Source organism: Candidatus Angelobacter sp. (assembly GCA_035607015.1).
Taxonomy (GTDB): Bacteria; Verrucomicrobiota; Verrucomicrobiia; order Limisphaerales; family AV2; genus AV2.
Map to the genome: position 1 here is coordinate 1 of DATNDF010000018.1, position 19,508 is coordinate 19,508.

The 19,508-nt window shown below is 59.0% G+C and carries 13 protein-coding genes; 10 read left to right on the top strand and 3 right to left on the bottom strand.

Translation table 11 applies throughout. The features are described 5' to 3' along the window. Positions 1 to 228 precede the first annotated feature (228 nt). Together VN887_00700 and VN887_00705 are read right to left on the bottom strand one after the other, a co-directional pair. Positions 229 to 1,251, bottom strand: coding sequence for a Gfo/Idh/MocA family oxidoreductase (locus tag VN887_00700; GenBank protein ID HXT38518.1), 1,023 nt, complete (start codon positions 1,249 to 1,251; stop codon positions 229 to 231). A gap of 299 nt (positions 1,252 to 1,550) precedes the next feature. Beyond that, on the bottom strand, positions 1,551 to 3,413 hold the full coding sequence (locus VN887_00705) for a sigma-70 family RNA polymerase sigma factor (GenBank protein ID HXT38519.1): 1,863 nt from the start codon (positions 3,411 to 3,413) through the stop codon (positions 1,551 to 1,553). A gap of 122 nt (positions 3,414 to 3,535) precedes the next feature. On the opposite strand from VN887_00705, the gene VN887_00710 reads away from it, so the two are divergent. From VN887_00710 to VN887_00745, 8 genes are all read left to right on the top strand, one after another. Further along, positions 3,536 to 4,615: a S41 family peptidase gene (locus VN887_00710; protein HXT38520.1), complete on the top strand. Its 1,080-nt coding sequence runs from the start codon at positions 3,536 to 3,538 to the stop codon at positions 4,613 to 4,615. Positions 4,616 to 4,669: 54 nt separating this feature from the next. Next, entirely contained in the window at positions 4,670 to 6,841 is a 2,172-nt protein-coding gene (rpiB, locus tag VN887_00715) for a ribose 5-phosphate isomerase B (protein ID HXT38521.1), read from the top strand. Positions 6,842 to 6,983: 142 nt separating this feature from the next. Continuing rightward, positions 6,984 to 8,447 carry a transcription termination factor Rho gene (gene rho / locus VN887_00720; GenBank protein ID HXT38522.1) on the top strand — a complete coding sequence of 488 codons (1,464 nt, stop codon included), beginning with the start codon at positions 6,984 to 6,986 and terminating at the stop codon, positions 8,445 to 8,447. 155 nt (positions 8,448 to 8,602) lie between these two features. After that, positions 8,603 to 9,715: a hypothetical protein gene (locus VN887_00725; GenBank protein ID HXT38523.1), complete on the top strand. Its 1,113-nt coding sequence runs from the start codon at positions 8,603 to 8,605 to the stop codon at positions 9,713 to 9,715. After that, on the top strand, positions 9,708 to 10,988 hold the full coding sequence (locus VN887_00730) for a cytochrome c biogenesis protein ResB (GenBank protein ID HXT38524.1): 1,281 nt from the start codon (positions 9,708 to 9,710) through the stop codon (positions 10,986 to 10,988). The genes VN887_00725 and VN887_00730 overlap by 8 nt, the downstream gene beginning before the upstream one ends. Further along, entirely contained in the window at positions 10,985 to 12,928 is a 1,944-nt protein-coding gene (ccsA, locus tag VN887_00735; GenBank protein ID HXT38525.1) for a cytochrome c biogenesis protein CcsA, read from the top strand. Before VN887_00730 ends, ccsA begins: the two co-directional genes overlap by 4 nt. Positions 12,929 to 13,006: 78 nt before the next feature. Then, positions 13,007 to 16,093, top strand: coding sequence for a preprotein translocase subunit SecA (gene secA, locus VN887_00740; protein ID HXT38526.1), 3,087 nt, complete (start codon positions 13,007 to 13,009; stop codon positions 16,091 to 16,093). A gap of 388 nt (positions 16,094 to 16,481) precedes the next feature. Beyond that, on the top strand, positions 16,482 to 16,814 hold the full coding sequence (locus tag VN887_00745; protein HXT38527.1) for a DUF6370 family protein: 333 nt from the start codon (positions 16,482 to 16,484) through the stop codon (positions 16,812 to 16,814). A gap of 68 nt (positions 16,815 to 16,882) precedes the next feature. Here the strand turns inward: VN887_00745 and VN887_00750 are convergent, their stop codons facing one another. Beyond that, positions 16,883 to 17,596 (bottom strand): DUF6789 family protein, encoded by a 714-nt coding sequence (locus VN887_00750; protein HXT38528.1) that lies wholly within the window; start codon positions 17,594 to 17,596, stop codon positions 16,883 to 16,885. A 157-nt stretch (positions 17,597 to 17,753) separates the two neighbouring features. Between VN887_00750 and VN887_00755 the strand changes: the two genes are divergently transcribed. Both VN887_00755 and VN887_00760 read left to right on the top strand, forming a co-directional pair. Next, on the top strand, positions 17,754 to 18,068 hold the full coding sequence (locus VN887_00755) for a hypothetical protein (GenBank protein HXT38529.1): 315 nt from the start codon (positions 17,754 to 17,756) through the stop codon (positions 18,066 to 18,068). Between the two features lie 74 nt (positions 18,069 to 18,142). After that, complete coding sequence (locus VN887_00760) at positions 18,143 to 19,162, top strand: hypothetical protein (protein ID HXT38530.1); 1,020 nt, start codon at positions 18,143 to 18,145, stop codon at positions 19,160 to 19,162. The last annotated feature ends 346 nt before the right edge of the window (positions 19,163 to 19,508 follow it).

Below are 19,508 nucleotides of genomic sequence, written 5' to 3' on the forward strand. Positions count from 1 at the left end.
GGTCGGTGTGCCGCGTGACGATCTCGCGAAAAGCCGGTTCATTTCCGCGTTCGGCATAATCGCGGAGCAGTTGGGCGTCGGATTTGTCCCGCATCTCACCTATTAAACAACCGAGAGTGGCGAAATCCGACAAAGTTTTTAACATCGTCGCCAGGAATAAGATTGTATCGCCGTCAACTCGTCGTCCGATTCATGCGGTCATCGGAGTCTTTGGTTGTGTCCGCCCGCTTATCGGTCAAACAGCTTGTGATCACGGCACAGTCGTTCGTACTCGTCCAAGTTTTCTGACCGGGCGACCACGTACTCAACGCCTCCGTTCAATGCCGAACGATGGGCCGCCTCCACGACCACCTGCGCGCTCAGCACATCGAGTTGCGTCACCGCAAAGTCTTTTTTTCCGCGCACGGCGTCACGAAACTGTGAGTGAGCGATTTCATAAGCCCTCTGGAAGCGAGGCTGAAACTCCGCGAACTGCCCTGAGAGTTCCGTCATTTGAAAGGTTTTCGACAGCGAGTGCAGCTTTCCGCAATCGGTCCAAAGTTCAACGGGGATCGGGCCGGGGTAACCACAGAATCGTCCGACGTGCAGGGTTCCCTTCGTGCCGATGATGCAGGTCTCGTTGTTGTAACCGGAGGCGTGCGTTCGGCTCAAATCCAGGCGGCAGATCGTCCCGCTCGGGGTCGTGAAACCAACGTGGGCAGTGTTCCCACCCTCGTCGATGGGGCTGTGATAATCTTTCGCGTGAAACATCTTTCCCCAAACGACGCGCGGAAACTCACCCGTCAACCAAAGCGCTTCATCGGCGACGTGAATGCCCATGTCAATGATCAATCCCCGGCTCGAGTAGGTCGGAGGAGGTGGGTGCTGATCTCTGAGAATCGAGCGAATCTCGCGAATTTCTCCCACGCACTTCTCGTCCAGCAACTGCTTCGCGTAACTCAGCGCTTCGTCGAACCTGCGCTGCAGGCCGATTTGCAGCAGAGTTTTCTCGACGCCGATTGCCTTTACGAACGAAAACCCTTCCCTGAGATCCGCAGTGAGTGGTTTCTCCAGATAGACGGGTATGCCAGCACGTACAAATGGTTCCGCATCTCGGGCATGGTCTTTGGTGTGAGACGAAATGACGACTGCGTCGATGGCTCCACGTTGCGCCATTGAAGACGCATCTCTAAATGTCGCGGCGCTTTGGACACCGAGTCGTTGAACAGCGCCCGCGAGAGCACCGGGATTTTCATCCCCTATGGCAACCAGTCGTTGCCCTTAGCGAGCAATATTTCCCCATGCACGCAGCCGCAGCGACCCACACCGAACAACCCGTAACGGAACACAGCATCACTCATATTGTCGCTGCGTGCTCATTGCATTCGTGCTGCCAGTCATCCTAAATGGTAAAGATTCCAAATCGACAATCACTTTGTCAACGCGACAGTACTGAAGGCGGCTTCCGCGGTAGTGGACAAGATGCAGTTCGACGGCACGCAGTTTAGTCGGGACATTGCGGCGAAGGCGCTCTCATAGCCTCAGTCGAGGTTGCCTGCCTCCGCGGGGAGTTATTTTGTCCCGTATTTGTTCACCAGCCATTGAATCGCGTTTTGTTCGCCGAACATGATGGATCGCTGGTCGTAATTGATCCAATCCTGCAGAGTCATCCGGGATTGCAGCGGGCTCAATTGCGCGACCAGATCGTGAATCGCCGTCTTCTGGCCGGCAATTTGATCCTGCCGATCCTTGACCGTGAGCCCGCCGGCGCCAAAGGCCGCAGCCGGGTCCTGCGAATCCAGCGCCATGTTTTGAATGGCAAGCCCTACCAACTGCGTCACCAGCGGGACTCCCACGTTGCGATTCGCTCCTTCGAGCTGCGTACCGAGGTTGGTCATCATCTGCTGGACGGCTTGGGCTGACGCCGTGTCGCGGGCCTGCCGATAGGAAGCGGCCAGGTCCGACATGTTCTGCGCCAACTGCTTCATCTCCTTTAATTGCGGCAGTTCCAATCCCCAAGTCGCTGCCATGCTGGTTTCAGCTTCCTGGAAACCCGCGGAACGATACGCCTCCATGTCGCCTTGGAAACGCTCTGTCGTGTAATCTTGAAACTTGGATTTCCCGGCCGCCGCAATCAGATCCTGCACCGCCTGGTCGGGCTGGCCGGATTTGAAATAGTTGAAGGCGGACAGGTAGTTGGCGATGGCATTGTCCGGCGCAGTTTGTTTGAACATGTCAAGCCAACGCCGTGTCTGCTCGGGGGGTGCGTCCTTTTGGAACGCGGCCTCGAAAGCCACGCGTGGATCGTTGGGAAATCTTTTCATCGCCTCTTCGAGCAGCGTCGTGTTGCCCGAGGTCCGGAATGCGGCGAGCAAACTGGCGGCGTCACGATTGTTCTCACTCGCGAACGCGTCCGATTGCTCGGGAGTCAATTTGGGCGGGTTTTCGCCGTTGAGAATCCGGCTGATGAGATTGCTTGAGGACAACTCGTCCGACGCCGCCGGCGCGGTCGCCCTGACACGCGGAGCGGGCAGACGCGGGGCGCGCCCCGGCGGTGGGACGGCCAGTTGCTTCCATGCGTCATCGCGCTCCTGTTGCAATTTCTGGATTTGCCCAATCAGGGGCGCTTGTTGTTGCTGGAGCGTTTGGTTTTGAATTCGCAACCGAGCGACTTGGCGCGCTTCGTAGATTCCAGTTCCGACAGCGGCAACAAGTGCTGCACCAATAAAAGTCTTTTGCATTGTGGTCATGGCAATCGTTTTCGTTGCTGCAATGGCTGTTGAAGTTGAGGCCGTCGTTCCCGCCATCGCGGCGGCCGTTGAAATCGTGACCGCCAAACCAACCGGCGCCACCTGGACAGCGTTGGCGGAGATGACGACGATCAGTCCGCCCGCGCCGACGGTGACGCCGCGTTTGGCGAAGAATTCCCGCAGGCGTTCGACAGCCCGGCTTACGCGCTTTTGCGCGGCGTCGTCGGACGTGCCGAGAGTTGCGCCGACCTCGCGGAGAGACTTGTTCTCGAAGTAGCGGAGCAGGACGGCGGCGCGGTCGGTGTCGTCAAGCGCGGACATGGCATCGTCGAGAAGAGGTTCAATGTGGGTCCAGTCGGCGGCGGAGGCGTTCATGGCATTCATCTCGGTGGCGACTTGTTCGCGCAACTGGCGTCGGGCTTCGCGGCGGACAACATCAATGGCGGTGCGGCGGGTGACTTGATAGAGCCACGCAGTGAGGATGGTTCCGGGTGCGAGACGGTGCGCGCTGCGCGCGAGGTCGGTGAAGACGGATTGGGCGACTTCCTCGGCCAGTTGCCGGGAGCGGACCTGCCGCAGCGCGGCGGAATGGACGAGGTCAAGGTGGCGGTGGACGAGTTCGGCGAACGTGTCCTCGGAGCGCCGTCGCGTGTATTGGTCCAGCAAATCCAGGTCCTTCTTCATCTTTCCATCAGTATATCGTCGCCAGCATTTGGAATCCGACAAATATTCCACGAAAAACGGCGGTGTGAGGTATTTCCTCGTGGCTTTACTTTCAGGCCCGGGTCGCGCAACTTGGCGGCGACATGAAACGAATAGGGTTTTATTTGTGGCTGTTGGGATGGCTGGCGTTTGGACCAGTTCAGCCGGGTATTTGTGCGGAGACCAACGAGGCGCCGCATTTTCAGGAGTTGTTCCGCCTGCTTCGCACCAACCTGCCCGACGTGAGCGAGGAAGATCTGAACCGTGCCGCGGTGCAGGGGTTATTGAATCAGTTTTATCCGCGCGTCATCCTCAGCACCAACAGCCCGACGACTGATGCCGGTGCAGGGGATTCTCCGGTCAGCACCAGCACTGTGTATGGTGAATCATACGGATATGTGCGCGTGGCGCGGGTGGCGACCGGACTGGCAGATCAGATCAAATCGTCTTTTGAAAAACTCGAAGCGACGAACAAATTGAAAGGGCTTGTCCTCGATTTGCGTTATGCCGGGGGACGGGATTACCTGGCGGCGGCGAATACGGCCGACCGGTTCGTGTCGAAAGAACAGCCGTTGCTGGATTGGGACGAGGGCTCGGCCCGCGCGACGGCAAAGGCCGAGGCGATCAGCGTCCCTCTTGCGGTGCTCGTGAATCAACAAACGATCGGCGCAGCCGAGGCTCTGGCGGCGGTCCTGCGCGAGACGGACGCGGCGGTGTTGATCGGTTCGCGCACGGCGGGACAGGCGCAAGTGTTCAAAGAATTCGATCTGTCGAATGGGCAACGATTGCGCATCGCCACCGGACAGGTCAAAACCGGCAAGGGCAAAATGGTGCCCGCAACCGGTGTCGTGCCCGATATCGAAGTGCGCATAAGCGCTGAAGATGAGCGGGCCTACTTTGCCGACCCGTTCAAGATCCTGCCGCGGCCGGCGGCGCGTCTGCGGGCGACCGACAATGTTGCGCGGACCGGTTCCACGAACCAGATACCGCGCCGGCGGCTCAATGAAGCCGAACTCGTCCGGCTGCAACGCGAGGGTTCCAGCCCGGACGAGCAGGACACGATCGTGTCCGCGGGCGGCGTGGACCAGGATTCGTCGATCTCCGTGGTACGCGACCCGGCGCTGGCGCGGGCCCTTGATCTGCTGAAGGGCATTGCAATCGTCGAGAGAACGCACACCCGCTGATTTCGCCGTTGACTTTTGCCCCGCACGACCCAAGTTGGAATAATTGTCGCGAGCATGAAAACCATTCTCTTCGTCTGCACCGGAAATGTTTGTCGCAGCCCGATGGCGGAGGGACTTTTCCGGCACGCTGTCAAAGGCCGCGGGGATTTTCGCGCGTTTTCCGCGGGCGTCGGAGCGATCGAAGGGCAGCCGCCCAGCGGGTACGCGGTGCAGGCGTTGCAGGAGCTGGCCATTGACATTTCGGCGCACCGCAGCCGCATGCTGACGGCAGACGTGGTTAACCAGGCCGATTACATTTTTGGCATGACGCACGGGCACGTTGACGCGATCAATCTGCTTTATCCGCAAGCGACCGAGAAAACATTTTTACTCCGCGAGTTTGATGAAACACTGGATATTTTTGAGAAGGACATTCCGGATCCGATTGGCGGCTCGTACGAGATTTATCTCGATTCTCGTGACCAGATCGAGCAGGGCATCGCGTCCATGCTGAAATTCATCGACCAGACGTCCGGCGGCGGTCCCGCAGGTGTGGCGCCCAACAAAAGTGTCACCGTCGCGCTTGGCGCGGACCATGCCGGCTACGAATTGAAGGAATCGCTCAAACAGCACCTCGAACAGCGCGGCCTGAAGGTTTCGGACTTCGGGGCCGATTCGACGGCGTCGGTCGATTATCCTGATTTCGCCCAAGCGGTGGCGCGGCACGTGGCGGAACAAACAAATGAGCTTGGCCTGCTCGTTTGCGCCACCGGCGTCGGCATGAGCATCGCCGCCAACAAGGTGCCGGGGGTCCGCGCGGCGCTCGTGTTCGACGAGAAAATGGCGGCGCTTGCCCGGCAGCACAATGACGCGAACGTGCTTTGTTTGGGCGGCAGATTCGTGGGCGCGGAACAGGCGAAGAAAATCGTGGACGCTTTTCTCGATGCCCGTTTTGAAGGCGGCCGTCACGCGCGGCGTCTGGGTAAGGTCGAGCGCATCGAGGCCGCGGGTGCGCTGCGGTTGGAAACGGTTGACCCGGAGATCGCCGAGGCGGTGCGTTCCGAGGGCCAGCGCCAGCAGGAAAACATCGAACTGATCGCGAGCGAAAACTTCACGAGCCCGGCGGTGATGGAAGCGCAGGGCTCGGTGCTCACGAACAAGTACGCCGAGGGTTATCCGCGCAAACGCTGGTACGGCGGATGTGAAAATGTGGATACCGCCGAGCAACTGGCGATTGACCGGGCGAAAAAATTGTTTGGCGCGGAGCACGCCAACGTGCAACCGCACTGCGGCAGCAGCGCGAACATGGCGGTCTATTTCGCGTTTCTGAAGCCCGGCGATAAAATGCTGACGATGGACTTGAGCCACGGCGGCCACTTGACGCACGGCAACAAGGCGAATTTTTCTGGAAAGTTTTTTGAGATCATCCACTACGGTGTGCGGAAGGAGGACGAACGGATCGATTATGACCAGCTTGCGAGGATGGCGCGGGAGCACCGCCCGAGGATGATCACCGTCGGCGCCAGCGCCTACCCACGCGCCATTGATTTCAAACGGATGGGTGAAATCGCGCGCGAAGCCGGCGCATTACTGCTGGCGGACATCGCGCACATCGCGGGACTGGTCGCGGCGGGGTTGCACCCGAGTCCCATGGAACATGCCGATTTCGTGACCACGACGACGCACAAGACACTGCGCGGGCCGCGAGGAGGGTTGATCCTGTGCCGGGAAAAACATGCGAAGGAGGTGGATTCGATGATTTTCCCCGGTATTCAAGGCGGACCCTTGATGCACGTGATCGCGGCGAAAGCGGTTTGTTTTCACGAGGCGCTGCAGCCGGCATTCAGGGAATACCAGCAGCAGATCGTGAGGAACGCAAAGGCGCTCGCCGACGGAATGAAGCGGAATGGTTTCCGGCTGGTCAGTGGCGGCACCGAAAATCACCTCATGCTGGTGGATGTCGGCTCGCGCGGCCTGACCGGCAAGGAATGTCAGACGGTGCTCGATGAGGCGGGCATCACGGTGAACAAAAACACAATTCCGTTTGAAACCCGCTCGCCGTTCCAGGCCAGCGGCATTCGCCTCGGCACACCGGCGGTAACGACGCGCGGCATGAAAGAGCCGGAGATGGCGGCGATCGCCGACATGATCAGCGAAGCGCTGCTGGACATAAAAAATGTTGACGCCGCCCGGAAGGTGCGCCACCGTGTGCGCGAATTAACCGCAAGATTTCCCTTGCCGTATTGATTTTAACTGAACGACCTTCGGCAGTCCCTTTTGGAACTGCGCCAGATTGAACGGATTTTTCATGCTGGCTGACTAAGAGGAAGTGTCGGCAGTCCCTAAGCCGTGTCCGCAGGTTCGTTGATTTGTCACCTGATTTAATCCTATGCCACGAGTCGCCAGGAAAACCGCCCGTCCCCGGGGCAAACCGAGAAGAATAGAAGGATTGCCGGAGGACGTCGAATTGTCCGAGGCCGCCGAAGCGGGCGCGCCAAAATCGTCCGCGGATCTTCGACCGCCGACGGGGCCGGCTGAGTCTGGCGGGACCGGCGAGGAAACCGCCGCGGGCGGCGAGCCGAAAGGGGGAAAAACGATCAACATCAGCCAGCTGCAGGCAATGTCCATGGCCGAGTTGAACCACATGGCCAAGGACATGGGGATCGAAAACTTCGGCACGATGAAGAAGCACGAGGTGATCTTCCAGATCCTGCAGAAGAACGCGGAACGCGCCGGAATTTTGTTTGCCGAAGGCGTGCTGGAGATTCTGCCCGAAGGGTTCGGCTTTCTACGCTCGCAGAGCTTCAATTATCTGCCGTGTCCGGAAGACATCTATGTTTCGCCTTCGCAGATCCGCCGGTTCGATTTGCAGACCGGGGATGTTGTCTCCGGGCAGATCCGTCCCCCGAAGGAGAAAGAACGCTTTTTCGCGCTGCTCAAAGTCGAGGCTGTAGGCCACGAAGATCCGGACAAGGCGAAAGACAAGACGCACTTCGACAATCTCACGCCGCTTTTTCCCAACAAGCGGTTCATCCTTGAGACGTCGCAGGACGAGCTTTCCACGCGCGTGCTCGATCTGGTCTGTCCCATCGGCAAGGGGACGCGCGGACTGATCGTCGCCCCGCCGCGGACGGGCAAGACGGTCCTGTTGCAGAAGGTGGCCAACGCCATCATCAAGAACAACCCGGAGTCGTATCTTTTCATTCTGCTGATTGACGAGCGACCGGAGGAAGTGACCGACATGGAGCGGAGCTGCCGGCCGGCAGAGGTCATCAGCTCGACGTTCGACGAACCGCCCGAACGCCATGTCCAGGTCGCCGAGATGGTGATCGAAAAGGCGCGGCGCATGGTCGAGCACAAGAAGGACGTGGTCATCCTGCTGGATTCCATCACCCGTCTGGCGCGCGCCTACAACACCGTGCAGCCTCACTCCGGCAAGATTCTCTCAGGCGGCGTGGATGCCAACGCGCTGCACAAACCTAAGCGGTTTTTTGGCGCGGCCCGCAATATCGAGGAAGGCGGCTCGCTGACGATTCTCGCCACAGCCCTCGTGGACACCGGCTCGCGCATGGACGAAGTCATTTTTGAAGAGTTCAAGGGCACGGGCAACATGGAAGTTCACCTTGACCGCGCGCTCGTGGACCGGCGCATTTTCCCGTCGATCAACATCGAGCGCTCCGGGACGCGCAAGGAGGAACTGCTTTATCACCCCGATGAGTGCAGCCGGGTGGTCATCCTCCGCCGCGCACTGACCGGCGTGCCTCCGGTCGAGGCCATGGAGCTGATGCTGAACAAGCTTAAGAAGACGCAGAACAACATCATGTTTCTGCTCTCCATGGGGACGGGGACCTGATCGAAAACCCGGCCCGGATCCTCCGAAACGGCCTCTTTCTCGATTTTTTCGAAAGGCAACGGAGGATGTTCTTCCAGCAAAAGCCGGTCAGCTTTCTTTTGCCATTGCTTGTGAAATAATTGGCAAGTTAGTGTCGGCAAAGCTGGCTTCTGGTTTTGATCGTACAACCGTCAAAGAAATCCGGTCTGCGCGGCAGCGCAATCGCGCTGCTCGCGCTGGCCTTCCTTTTCGCGGGATGCCGCCGGGACGAGATTGCTGTTTACCGTGTACCCAGGGAAAAAGAGCCAGTGGTGGCGGGCGCGCCGCCGCGGATTCAGTGGAAGACGCCGCCGGGTTGGGTGGAGCAGACGCCCGGTGGCATGAGCGTCGCCAGCTTTCTGATTCCTGGCGATGCGTCGCGCAAAGCGCAGCTTTCGGTGATGACCTTCCCCGGGGAGGGTGCCAGCGAGTTGAGTCTGGTCAACATCGTCCGCGAAAACGCGGGGCTGTCGCCCGTCAGTGACGAAGAACTGGCCAGGCTGGTCGAAACCGTCAAGGTCGGCCGGTCAGCGGCCAAACTGGTTGATCTGACCGGCGCGATGAACGCGTCGAGCAACGCTCCGCCGAACCGTATTCTGGTGGCCGTGCTTGCGCGCGGGGGCATCACCTGGTTTTTCAAACTCTCAGGTGATGCGACGGTCGTGTCCGAGCAAAAATCCGCCTTCCTCGATTTTCTGAACTCCATCGCATTCGTTGAATCCGGCGGAACCGACGTGGGCGGCGCGCATTTCGCGGGCGCGGACGAAGGGCGCTTGCCGGACGCCCAACCGAACGATTTGAACACCTCACACACCCCGGCTGGCAAGCCCTCTTGGGAGATTCCCGCCGGCTGGCAGGAGGTGCCTCCCACGGAAATGCTGCTGGCAAAATTCCTCGCTGGCGGCAACGACGGCAAGGCGGAGGTAACGGTCAGCGCGTTTCCAGGCGATGCAGGGGGCCTGCTTGCCAATGTAAACCGATGGCGCGGCCAGGTTGGCCTGGCGCCGATAGACCAGGCCGAACTGGAGAAACAGATCACATCCCTTGACGTGATGGGCGGCAAGGCCATGTTAGTGGACGTGAGCGGTCAAAACGCGCGCGCGGGATCGAAGGCACGTCTTATCGGCGTGATTGTGCCGAGAGAAGGGCAAACCTGGTTTTACAAACTGATGGGCGACCCGGCGGTTGCTCAGCGCGAGAAAGACCCGTTTATTAAATTCGTTCAATCCGTCCGTTATCCGAATGCTTGATCGAGTTCTCAAATTCTTCACGTCGCTCCGGCTGACCGTGGTGCTGCTGGCATTCGGCATTGTGCTTGTGTTCGTCGGAACGGTGGCGCAGGCGGATGAAGGGCTTTACAACGCGCAGACGCGCTATTTCAAACATTGGCTGGTCTGGGGCGTGACCATGTTCGGTCACCGTGTTCCGATTGCGTTGCCCGGCGGTTACCTTATTGGCACGTCGCTGCTCGTCAACCTCATCGCCGCCCACATCAAACGTTTCCAGCTTACGACAAAAAAAATTGGCATCCAGCTCACGCATGCGGGGGTAATCCTGCTGCTGGTCGGCCAGCTCACAACCGACCTCTTTTCACAGGAGACGCAAATCCACTTTTTCGAGGGCCAGACCCGGTCTTACTCCGAGAGCGGGACTCACTACGAACTGGCGTTCGTGACCGATGTGGACGCGGACACGGTGGAAGTCGTTGCGATTCCAGAACGGCTTCTTGCCCGCGGCGGCGAGGTCAAACACGAGAAGCTGCCCTTTGTCATCCGGGTGAAAAGCTACTGGCGCAACTCCGATCCGTCGTTCCGCGCGCCGATGATGCAGAACGGACCGCCCCTGACAACCAATGGGATCGCGCGCAGTTTCGATTTTCAAGCGGCGGCAGAGACGAAAAGCATGGAAAGCAAAAACGTTCCCACGGCGCTCATCGAAATCATCGGTTCCAACGGATCGTTGGGCACCTGGGTCGTGTCGGGGTGGGCGGGAGATGAGCAGTTGGTCGATGTACTGCGTGAAAACTTCAGCCGGCAGGCCGGCAGACAGATGGCCGCGACCATGATCGGCAGCCTTTTGGAACCACAGAAGATTGAAGCGGGTGGAAAACAATTCACCTTCACGCTGCGCCCGTCGCGCGTTTACACGCCGTTTTCATTGTCGCTGCTCAAGGCGACGCATTCGGTTTACACCGGCACGGCAACGGCCGCCAGCCCCGATGGCATCCCGAAGGACTTTCGGAGCCGCGTGCGCGTGGAAAATCCACGAACGGGCGAGAACCGTGAAGTGGAGATTTACATGAACAGTCCGTTGCGCTACAGCGGGTTGACGTTCTATCAATATCAGATGGCGGCGGGTGAGGTGGCGCGTCAGGCGGGACGGGTGCCGTCCTCGACATTGCAGGTCGTGCGAAATCCGGCCTGGCTTACTCCCTATGCGGGCTGCATCATTGTTGCGGCGGGGCTGGTGACGCAGTTCATGATCCATCTCGTCGGATTTGTTTCCAGGAGAAAACGCGCATGAAAAAATGGTTGCCCCTCATTTTGACCGTCGTGATGGCCTCGTGGTGTTTCGGCACATTGCGTCCACCGAAGGACGCGGATTTTGCATACGCGGAGTTTGGCCGCATCCCGGTGGTGTTCAACGGGCGGGTCCAGCCGATGGACTCACTCGCGCGCAACACGTTGCTGCAACTGCGCGAGAAACAGACTGCCAACCTCGAACCGTGGAAAGACTGGAACGAAAAGCCGAAAATCATCCCGGCGATCGAATGGCTGGCCAATGTGATGATGAAGCCCGAAGCGGCGGATGACTGGCCTGTTTTCCGGGTTGATAACCCCGAACTCATCGCGTCGCTCAAACTGCCCGAGAAGGACGAACAGAAACACCAGGATGGAAAGAATTATTCATGGAACCAGATACAGCCGTCGCTCGAAACGATGGACCGGGAAAGCAAACGCATCGGCGAACGGGAGGAGCGGAAGGAATCCGACGCCAGCCAGCGCACCCCTTACGAGCGTGCCGTGATGAAGATGCACGAGCGCCTGGTGCTGTACATGAGGCTGAAGAACACGCTCCAGCCCCAGGACGCCGTTGACTGGGCCAAAGAGCTCGGCGAATTCGAAGACTCCGTTCCGGCGGGCGTTGCTGCCGTGCATGCGCAACAGGCCGGACAGAAGTACGACGAAGCCGCATTCGGGAAGTTCGTCGGGTTCGTGGAGCGATTCGACGTAATGAGGCGCTTCGAACCACCGCTGCTCGTGCCCCCGCACCACTCGGAGACTTCGCACGACGATTGGATGCGGATGGGCGAAGCCCTGCTCGAAGGGGCGCGCGGCGAAAAGATCGATCCATCGGTCCGACTCTACGCGGCGATGGCGAGCGCGTTTCGACAGGACAGAGTGGATGACTTCAATCACAAGGTCGCCGAGTATCGGGCGTTCCTGGCGCCGAACTTCGGGCCGGAACTTGCGAAAGCCGGCCGCGAGACGTTCTTCAACCGGATGCAGCCTTTCTACAATGCGATGGTCCTGTACGTCCTGGCGGGAATTCTTGCCGGTGCCTCGTGGTTCAGTCTGTCTGAGGTGTTGCGTCGCTCCGCCGTGTGGCTCATCGGGCTGGCGCTCGTGATCCACACCACCGGTCTGATCATGCGCATGCTGCTCGAAGGCCGGCCACCGGTGACGAACCTTTACTCGTCTGCAATTTTCATCGGGTGGGGCGCGTGTGTGCTGGGTCTTGTGCTCGAACGTTTCTACCGGGACGGCATCGGGGCGGTCGTCTCATCCTCCGTCGGCTTCATCACACTCATCATCGCTCACAATCTCGCCCTGGGCGGCGATACGATGGAAATGATGCGCGCGGTGCTGGACACCAATTTCTGGCTCGCCACGCATGTTGTCGTTGTGACCCTGGGTTATGCGAGCACATTTGTGGCTGGCGCTCTCGCGCTCATCTACATCTTGCGTGGTGTGTTTACACGCACGCTGGATGAGGCGACGGGCCGGGGACTGGCGCGAATGGTCTATGGCATCGTCTGCTTTGCCACGTTGTTCAGTTTTGTTGGCACCGTGCTGGGCGGCATTTGGGCGGACCAATCCTGGGGCCGGTTCTGGGGTTGGGATCCGAAGGAAAACGGTGCGCTCATCATCGTGCTCTGGAACGCGCTGATTCTGCATCTGCGCTGGGGTGGAATGATCCGTGAGCGCGGGCTTATCAACTGCGCCATCGTCGGCAACATTGTCACCAGCTGGTCGTGGTTTGGCGTAAACATGCTCGGCATCGGTCTGCATTCCTACGGGTTCATGGACGCCGCCTTCAAATGGCTCATGGGTTTCGTGGTCAGCCAGTTGGTGATTATCGGGCTCGGGTTGATGCCGCGGAAACACTGGGCGAGCTTTCGCGCCCGGGTCAATGCGGTCACTCCTCACGGTGCAAAAACCAGACCGGCGCACGCGACGTAAGGGCCTTTTTCGCGCCCTTTAATCCTTTGACGCTTCGCGACCCTTCTCGTAGCTTTCCCCACGCTTTTTGAGGCCAGCATGATCGGATTCATCATCAAAAAAATCATCGGGTCGAAGAACGACCGCGAAGTCAGGCGGTTGCGCCCGCTCGTTGCCAGAATCAACGAGATTGAAAGCAGCCTGCATTCATTGTCCGACGACGCACTTCGCGGAAAGACGGCCGCCTGGAAGGAGCGCCTCTCCAAAATCGAGGACAAAGAGGCATTGGCAACCGCCCTGGAGGAAATCCTGCCGGAAGCGTTCGCGGTCGTGAAAAACGCCTGCCGCCGGCTGTGCGGCCAGGAAATCATCGTCCGCGGCCACCCGTTGAAATGGGAGATGATCCCGTTTGACGTGCAACTCATCGGCGGCTACGCGCTGCACAGCGGGCGGATCTCGGAAATGGCCACTGGCGAAGGCAAGACGCTCGTGGCGACGCTTCCGGTTTATCTCAATGCCCTGACGGGCCGCGGCGTGCATGTGGTCACGGTGAACGATTATCTCGCCGCGCGCGACGGTGAGTGGATGGGCGCAGTGTACCGGTTTCTCGGTCTGACCGTCGGATGCATCCTGCACGATCAGCGGCCGTCAGAACGCCGCGAGCAATACAACTGCGACATCACCTACGGCACGAACGCGGAGTTTGGTTTCGATTATCTGCGTGACAACGGCATGGCCACCAGCAGGGAGGAGCAGGTGCAGCGCGGCCATTACTTCGCCATTGTGGACGAGGTGGACTCGATCCTCATCGACGAGGCGCGCACTCCGCTCATCATCAGCGGCCCGGCGGTCGTGGTGTATGACGACCAATACGGCAAATTCAAACCCCAGGTCGAATCGCTGGTCCACGCTCAGGAAAAACTGTGCAACCGCCTTTTGTCCGAAGCCGACGGGCTGATGAAAAAACTGCGCCCCACGGACGGTTCAGCCCCGAACAACCCTAGTGCGTTGGAGCACGACATCGGCTTGTTGCTTTACCGTGTCAAGATGGGTAACCCCAAGGCCGAGGGGTTGCTCAAGTTGCTTGAAGACCCGGAGAATCTCCGGTTGATGAACAAGGCGGAACTCGAACTGCACGCCGACCAGTCGAAGAAGGATCTTTACGCGCAGAAAGAGGAACTCTACTTCGCCATGGATGAAAAAAGCCATGACGCGGACCTGACGGAAAAAGGGCGAAATTTTTTAAGTCCCAAAGACCCGGATGCGTTCGTGTTGCCTGATCTGACCACGACTTTTCACGAAATCGATGCCGGGCCGGAAGCGGACCTGAAGAAGCGCCTTGAAATGAAGGCGCAGGCGCAGGCGGAGTTTGAGGCGCGCGCGCAGCAGATTCACTCGATCTCGCAACTGCTCAAAGCCTACTGTCTCTATCAGAAGGACGTGCAGTACGTGGTGCAGGAAAACAAGGTCATCATCGTTGACGAGAATACCGGGCGTCTCATGACCGGCCGCCGTTGGAGCGACGGCCTGCATCAGGCGGTCGAGGCCAAGGAAGGCGTTGAAATCGAGCGCGAGACACAGACGCTCGCGACGATCACCATTCAGAATTATTTCCGGCTTTACCAGAAACTTGCCGGCATGACCGGGACCGCCGAGACCGAGGCGCAGGAGTTTTTGGACATTTACAAACTGGGCGTGCTGGTTATTCCAACCAACAGACCGGTTGCCCGCAAGGACGCGAATGACTCGGTCTATAAGACGCGGCGCGAGAAATACAGTGCGGTGCTCAAGGAAATTCAGGACATTCACGCTCTTGGCCGGCCCATTCTGGTCGGCACCATTTCTGTCGAGGTCAGCGAGCACCTTTCGCGCATGCTGAAGAAGTCGGGGATCATTCATTCGGTGCTCAACGCGAAGTACCACCAGCAGGAGGCCGAAATCGTCGCGCGCGCCGGCCAGCGTGGTTCAGTCACGATCGCCACCAACATGGCGGGCCGCGGCACGGACATCAAACTGGGCGGTGGAGTGGCCGACCTGGGCGGTTTGCACGTGATCGGCACGGAACGGCACGAAGCGCGCCGCATTGACCGGCAGTTGCGGGGTCGCTGCGCGCGCCAGGGCGACCCCGGGTCGTCGCATTTCTTCATTTCGCTGGAGGACGATCTGATGCGGCTGTTCGGTTCCGACCGGATCGTGAAGGTGATGGAAAAAGTCGGGCTCGAAGAGGGCCAGGAGCTGACGCACCCGTTGTTGAACCGATCCATTCAGACCGCGCAGAAACGGGTCGAGCAGCACAACTTCCAGATTCGAAAGCGCACGCTCGAATACGATGACGTGATGAACAAGCAGCGTGAAGTCATCTACGGCTTCCGCAACGAAATCATCCACGGCGAGGACGTTCGCGACCGGCTCATGGACATCATGGAAGAGGTCGTGCTGCAAAAGGTCGAGCAGTTCACCGCGCGCGACGACGAGGTGAGCGAGTGGAACGTTCGCGGTCTGGCCGATTGGGTGAACCTGACGTTCCCGCTGGGCATGCCCGAGAGCGAGATTGTCAAAGCCGCCGGCAGCGGACAACAGGAACCGGTGTCCGGCTCGATGTTCGGCGAGTTGAGTCCGGCCCAGTTTGGGACATGCCAGTTCATCGCCGACAATGTGCGCAAGGCGTACGAGTTGAAAATCAGTTTTGAAAATCCGGAGCAGCTCAAGACCGTCGAGCGTTACACGATTCTCAGCGCGATCGATCATTTGTGGCAGGAACACCTCTATGCGATGGACAGCCTGCGCAACAGCATCGGCCTGCGGCAATATGGCCAGCGCGATCCGCTCATTGAATACAAGGCGGAGGCCTTCAAGATTTTTGACGAATTGATGGTCAACATTAAAACGGAGATCTGCCACAACATATTCCGCAGCGCGTCGAGCCTCATGGCATTCGAGAATTTTTTGCGCAATGCGCCGCGGCAGACGATGCACAATCCGGGAGGCACTTTCGGCGAACCGCCCAAGGCGGATCAGTCAAAGCCAAGCGACATGGTTTCGGAGGCAATGGCGGCGACGGAAAAGGCCAGGCCGGTTCGCAGCGGTCCGAAAGTGGGCCGCAATGATCCCTGCCCGTGCGGTTCAATCGACCCGGCAACGGGCAAACGGAAGAAATACAAACAATGTTGCGGGAGGAACGGCTGAGCGGGTGTTGCGCGGATGGTTCGATTTTGCAGTTGTTGGCGACCGGAGCGCTGATTTGAAAGACGAATGCCTGTGATCGCTTTTCTACCACCTGCTCCGCACGCGTTCCGAGGCGCGCACGACAACTTCAACGGTGATGTTTCGTTCTTTTGAACCCGGTCCTGCGGTTTCAAGACGACGATCGGTTGGCTGACGATTATCGGGTTCCACGGTTCGATCTGCCGCCAACCGTGAAGGTGAGGAGTAAAGGAGAAGCTAACGTTAACAGCACGTTCCAAGCACGTGTAATAGGTGGCCATTTGCTGACTTTGAACGTGGCAAAAATGAGCCTGTCTATTCTCTGTCAGCGGGTGCTGAAAACAGTAAACCTAACCGAAAGGAACGAGCTATGAAAAAGTCATTAGCGTTGGTTGCCGGCGTGGCGGTCTTGTTGGCGGCTGCGACGGTGCGGACGATGGCGGCTGGTGATAGCGTCACGATCACGGGCGAAGGTAAATGCGCCAAATGCGCCTTGAAGGAGACCAAGGAATGCCAGAATGTCATCCAAACCCAAAAGGATGGCAAGACGGTGAACTATTACCTGGTCGCCAACGACGTGAGCAAGGAATTCCATGGTAAACTCTGCAAAGAGTCAAAAAAGGTGACCGCCACCGGTACGGTCAAGGAAGTGGACGGCAAGTTGGAAATGACGGCCACGAAGATCGAGCTCGCGGCTAAGTAAGAGTTAAACAGGTAAAAGAGCCGCCCGCAGTCGCAGGACCAGAAAGTCCGGGCTGCGGGCGGATTGTTTTAGGCGGCAGCGAGCGTTACCGGTCCTTTCCCTCGTAGCGAAAGCCGTTGTACGCTCAGGCCCATTACCGCGCCGAAAATGACGTGCGCGGCCAGGGTTACGCAAACGAACGTGCCCGTCACCGCGATTCCGAAAACGCCCGGATACGGCGTCAGCAACATGCCGAGTTCAATTCCAACGGCCATCACTACGCCCCACTCCCAGCGTGCTTTCGTTGTATCACCGAGCATGGCTGCGAACATCACGCCGAACGTCATTCCGTTGCTGAAATGATAGGCCCAGCCGGTTAATTGTGCGGCGAGAGTGTAGTCGTTTTGCCGCGCAACTTCGCCCAGGATCATGGCGCCAAACGCCGGGAACACCTTGAACAAATTCAAAGCGGGGACAATCGAATCCAGTCCCCAGGTCGTTGCAAAGACAAAAGGCAGGCGAAACAGGTCGTAGGTCACGGCGCCCAACAGGCCGGCCAGGAGACCAATCCAGACCGCGCGGAAGAGCGCCCCGTTTCCGCGGAGGAGATCGACCAGAGACAGGGCGGCGAGTCCGGCCAACGCTGGCAGAAAAATGAAGAGCACAAATTCGCGCATCGGGCAGAGACGATAGAATTCCAAAAGGAGACACGCGATGGAGGTGCTCGCCAGAGCGAAAACGATCAATCGGCCGGTAAAAGTCCACAGATTCCACGGCCGCCCGTTGATTTTATTTGTCGGCATGATTTGAACCGGCGTTCAGGATAGGCGGGGAAAGTCTCGACGGCCAGTTCAAGTTCGTCGTGCGCCGACCGGTCCGGGGCGATTTTTTGGAACCCGGTGTTGACATCGGAGTCATACCTGTATGATTCCGTCCATGCCGCGTGTTTCCCGACCTAGGTTGGCTGCCTTCCTCAACGCAGATCTGGGGTTTGTCACCGTGTTGGCCGCGGTTGGGCTGGCCGTTTTCGCTGGAACAGCGCGGGCCACCGACCCTCATATCGATCTTATCGAGCGGTTCGGCACGGATCGGGTGACGATTCATTTCAACACCGACGCCGGGAGGACCTATACCTTGCAATTCTCCGGCACTTTGAATTCCGGGATCTGGTCCAACCTGACCACGATCCCGGCCGACCCTTCTCCCAACCACTACATCCTCGTTGCTCCTGCGACAAATGGTTTCGGCCTGTTTCGCCTGCTGGTGACACCATGAGCGGGAACCTTGAAAGGAGAACGTCCTCTCACTAGCGGCGTCCCGTAACGGCGGTACAGAGCGGCAACATCGACATGCGCTTTCCTGGTTTTGTAGCCCACATCATTTTCCTGGCCTTTGGCGGCACGGTCTCGGCTTGCGATCTGTGCGCGATTTACAGCGCGAGCGACGCGCGCGGCGAGTCAGGCGATGGGCTGCAATTCAGCGTCGCCGAACAGTTTGTTTCCTTTCACACACTTCAGTTCGAAGGCGGGGAGGTCACCGGCGCGAACCCGGATTTCATGGACAGCTCGATCACACACCTGGTTCCCGGCTACAACTTTTCCAGGCGCTTGGGCGTAAACCTCAATGTGCCGCTTGTTCACTACTCGTTCCAACGCTCGGACGCGCGCTATTCGCTCACCGACCAGGTCGCGTTCTACACGGAGCGGGGGACCGAGTCTGGTTTGGGCGACGCCGCTCTGATTGGACGGTTCGCCGTGCTGGACGTCTCACACATGAAATACGGCGTCGTCGTCAATGTGCTGGCTGGCGTGAAATTTCCTACCGGCGACGCCAGCCGGTTGAAAGATGAAGCCGGGCAGACCCGCATCTTCGATGCGCTCCTGCCGCCCGGCACGCCGCATGACCCGTTGGGGCATTCAATCAGCGCGGTGCATCAACACGATCTGGCGCCGGGCTCGGGTTCGTTCGATGGCATCATGGGCCTGACAGTCAACAGCCGCTGGGAGCGGTGGTTTTTCAACTGTCAGTTCCAGTACTATTGGCGGACGGAGGGCGAATCCACCTTTCAGTATGGCAACGAATTGATGCTCTCCGGCGGACCCGGCCGCTATGTGCTGTTGAACGAAAGGTACACCTTCAGCCTTCAGGTGAACGCCGCTTATGAAACGGTGGCGCGCGACCGTTTGTTCGGCAGAAAATCGGATCGAACGGAAATGACCGCATGGTATGCCGGACCGCAGGTTCTTTTCACGTGGGGCACTCACCTGAGCGCGGCGGCCGGTGCGGATTTGCCGGTGAGGATCGAGAACAACGGATTCCAGGCGGTGGCCGACTACCGGGTTCGTGGCAGCGTGGCGTGGCGGTTTTGATTTCGTCCGGACAATCGCGCTGGAATTTGAGTTCCAGAATTGTTAAAGCGTCGGTGGTTCAACAGAAAAAGGGGTGCACGGCTGACGGGTGGGCCGTCAGACCGGCCGCGGTTGAAGTCATCGAAGACCGCGGCATGAAGACGACAACCCAGCCGGTGCACTTCGAAATGCCCAAAACACGTTTCGACTTCCGCCTCAAAAATGCCAGTTCAGTCCCGCGCGTACGCGATAGTCGGGCACCGTTTGCAGCGAGGTATTGTGGATGGTGATCGGAAAGTCGGCTCCGGCCTGCGCGCTCAATTTGTTCGACCAGGTGAAACTCAGTTGCGGCCCGAGATATACCGCC